At 77.8% G+C, this 3,659-nt stretch carries 1 protein-coding gene; it reads left to right on the forward strand.

Annotation, left to right across the window (positions count from 1 at the left end; translation table 11 throughout):
• Positions 1-3,659: acyltransferase domain-containing protein (locus AB1460_RS36260; protein ID WP_368967014.1), on the forward strand; the 3,659-nt coding region annotated here is incomplete at both ends.

A 3,659-nucleotide genomic window follows, 5' to 3' on the forward strand; every position in this document is an offset into this window, starting at 1 on the left:
CATCCAGCTCCTCACCGACACCCGGCCCTGGCCCGACGTCCACCGCCCCCGCCGCGCCGCCGTCTCCTCCTTCGGCATCAGCGGCACCAACGCCCACGTCATCCTCGAACAAGCCCCCGAGCCGTCCACGGCGACATCGGCCGAGGAGCTCGCGGCGCCGGCAGCCGACGCGAGCGGCCGGCCGCTCGCGTGGCTGCTGTCGGCACGCTCGGCGCCGGCGCTCGCGGAGCAGGCGCGTCGCCTGCAGTCCTTCCTCGACGGCCCGGCCGGCGTCGACCCGGTGGCCGTCGGATCCGCGCTGGCGGCCGCCCGGGCCACCCTCGAGGAGCGGTCGGTGCTCCTCGGTTCGGACGAGACCACCCTGCGGCGCGCGCTGGATGCGCTGGGCCGGGGTGACGCGGACCCGGCGCTGGTATCCGGAACCGTCCCGGCCGCCGGCACCGGCCGGACGGCGTTCCTGTTCACCGGCCAGGGCAGCCAGCGGCCGGGGATGATCCGCGAGCTGTACGCGGCTTATCCCCGGTTCGCGACGGCGCTGGACATGGTCACCGCGCGTCTCGACGACGCCCTCGCCGCCATCCCCGCGCGGAGTCTTCCGCCAGGCGCTGCGGTCGGCACGGCGGTCGGCACGGTCTGGCCGTCGCTGCGGGACGTCCTGCGTGCCGACCCGCAGACCGCGCCGGAGACGGCCGCCCTGATCCACCAGACCGTCTTCGCGCAGACCGGCCTGTTCGCCTTCGAGGTGGCGCTGCACGAGCTGGTGCGCTCCGCCGGGATCGTCCCCGACCATCTGATCGGCCACTCGATCGGCGAGCTGACCGCGGCGCATGTCGCCGGGGTGCTCACCCTCGACGACGCGGCCCGGCTGGTCGCCGCCCGCGCCCGCCTGATGCAGGACCTCCCGGCCGGCGGGGCGATGATCTCCGTGGCCGCACCGGAGCCCGAGGTGCTGGCGGTCCTCGCCGATCTCGCTCCCGGTGCGGACGTGGGTGTCGCGGCGGTCAACGGCCCGTCCGCGACCGTGATCTCCGGGGAGGCCGAGTCCACCCGGCGGGTCGCCGCCCGGCTCGCCGAGCAGGGCCGGCGTACCCGCGAGCTGACGGTCAGCCACGCCTTCCACTCGCCGCGCATGGACGGCATGCTCGCCGACTTCGCGGCGTTCGCCGCCACCCTGAGCTACGCCGAGCCGGCGATCCCGGTCATCTCGAACCTGACCGGCGCTCCGGCCGACCCGGCCGAGATCAGCACGCCCGGGTACTGGGTCCGGCACGTCCGCGACGCCGTCCGTTTCCACCAGGGCGTCCGCGCGCTGCGCGCCCTCGGCGTCACGACCTGGCTGGAGCTGGGGCCCGACAGCACCCTCACCGGACTCGCCCAGGCCAGCCTCGCCGACGACACGGTGGGCGCGGTGGGCGCGGTGGGCACGGTGGGCACGGTGGGCGCGGTGGACGCGGTGGACGCGCTGGACGCGCTGGACGCGCCAGGCGCGGAGGCTGCGGAGGGTCGTCCGGACGGCGCCAGGGGCCGGGACACGGAGCCCGGCACAGCCACCGCCACCGCACCCCTCACGGTGCCGGCGCTGCGCCGCGGCCGTGACGGTGCCGAGACGCTGCTGGCCGCGCTGGCCGCGCTCCACGTGCACGGCCACGCCGTGGACTGGCGCGCCGTGCTGCCCGCCCCGGGCACCGGGCACACCGGGCCCACCACTCGCGAGGCCGCCAGGGTCGCGGCCGCCCTGCCGACCTACCCGTTCCAGCGCCGCACCTACTGGCTGCCCGCCGGGGCCGGCGCCGCGGCAGGCGCGTCCGACCTGGGGCTCAGCCCGGTGGCGCACCCGCTGCTCGGCGCGGTGGTGCCGCTCGCGGACGGCGACCGGCTGGTGCTCACCGGTCGGTTGTCCACGGCCGCCCACCCGTGGCTGGCCGACCATGTCGTCGCCGGCCGGGTGCTGGTGCCGGGCACCGGTCTGCTCGACCTGGTCCTGCACGCCGCCAGCCACACGGACACCCCGCGGGTGGAGGAGCTGACGCTGTGTGAGCCGCTGGCACTGCCCGGCGACGGCACGCTGGACGTCCAGATCGAGATCAGCGGCGCCGACCCGGCGGGGGCGCGGGCGCTGACCGTGCACAGCCGGCCGGCAGCCGGCAACGGCACTCCAGGCGGGGACGGGACCGATCGGCCAGGGTGGCGTCAGCACGCCACCGCCGTCCTCACCGCAGCCGGGTCCGGGGCGGACGACCCCGTGACGGACGGCGGCGCGGCTGCCGGGGACAGCGGCGCGGGTGCCCTCGACCCGGGCTTCGCGGAGCTCGCCGGCAGCTGGCCGCCGGCAGCCGCCGAGCCGGTGGACCTCGATGGCCTGTACGACGCGCTCGCCAGCACGGGCCTCGACTACGGCCCCGCCTTCCAGGGCCTGCGGGCGGCCTGGCGCCGTGGAGCCGAGACGTTCACCGAGGTCGCCCTGCCGGACGGGGAGCCAGCCGACGCCGGGTCGTTCGGTGTTCATCCCGCGCTGCTCGACGCGGCGCTGCACCCGCTGGCATCCCGGCCGGACGTCGACCGCCCGGAAGGCGCCGGACAACCCGACCGGGCCGCGGACGGCATCCGGCTGCCGTTCTCCTGGAGCGGGGTCACGGTGCACAGGGCCGGACCGCGGGCGCTGCGCGTGCGGCTCGCGCCCGCACCGGCGGACGCCGGCCGTGGCGCGGTGAGCCTGCTCGTCGCGGACGACACCGGTGAGCCGGTCGCCTCCGTCCGGGCGCTGGCCGTGCGGACGGTCCACCCGGAGGCCCTCGCTGCGGCCGACTCGTCGACATCCGCCGCGGAGGCGCTGTTCACCCTGCGGTGGGACGAGCTCCCAGCCGGCACCCCCACGCCTGCCGGGGCCGGTGCGGCTGGCAGTGCCGCGGGCAGCGGGCGCTGGCTGGTCATCGGCCGGCAGAGCGCGCGCCTCGCCGGGCTGCTGGCCGGTATCGGCGTCGACGCAGGCGCCCAGGCCGGGATCAGCGCGTCTCCGGCCTTCGGCGCCGATCCCGGGCCGCCCGCCGGGCGGGCGGCTCCCGGTCTCGAACCGGCCGCCGTGCGCGCGGGCGCCGCGCAGACGCTGGCGGTGCTCCAGGACGTGCTCGCCGCCGAGGGCGACCCCGACGGGACACGCGTCCTGGTCGTCACCGAGGGTGCGCTCGCGGCGGCCACGGGGGACCTCGCCGATCCGGCGCAGGCACCGGGCTGGGGACTGGTACGCACCGCCCAGAGCGAGTACCCGGGCCGCTTCGTGCTGCTCGACCTGCCAGCGCGCCTGGAGCCGGTGAACACCTCGGACGAGGCCGCCCCGCGGGACGACGCTGCGCGGGACCACCCGAAGCCAGGCGAGGCGGAGCCCGGCGAGGCGGAGCTGGGCGAGGCGCTGCGGCGGATCACCGACGCTGTCGTCACGGCCGGCGAGAACCAGTTCGCGGTCCGCGACGGCGCCGTCCTGGTGCCCAGGCTGGTGCGCGCGCCCGCCGGCGACCGGCCCGGCGGCGCCCTGGACCCGGCGGGGACGGTGCTGATCACCGGTGGCACCGGCACCCTCGGCGCCCTCGCCGCCCGCCACCTCGTCACCCACCACGGCATCCGCCACCTGCTCCTCGTCAGCCGCCGCGGCCCCACCGCCCCCG

Origin of the sequence: Parafrankia sp. FMc2 (assembly GCF_041008525.1) — a bacterium.
Classification (GTDB): Bacteria; Actinomycetota; Actinomycetes; order Frankiales; family Frankiaceae; genus Parafrankia.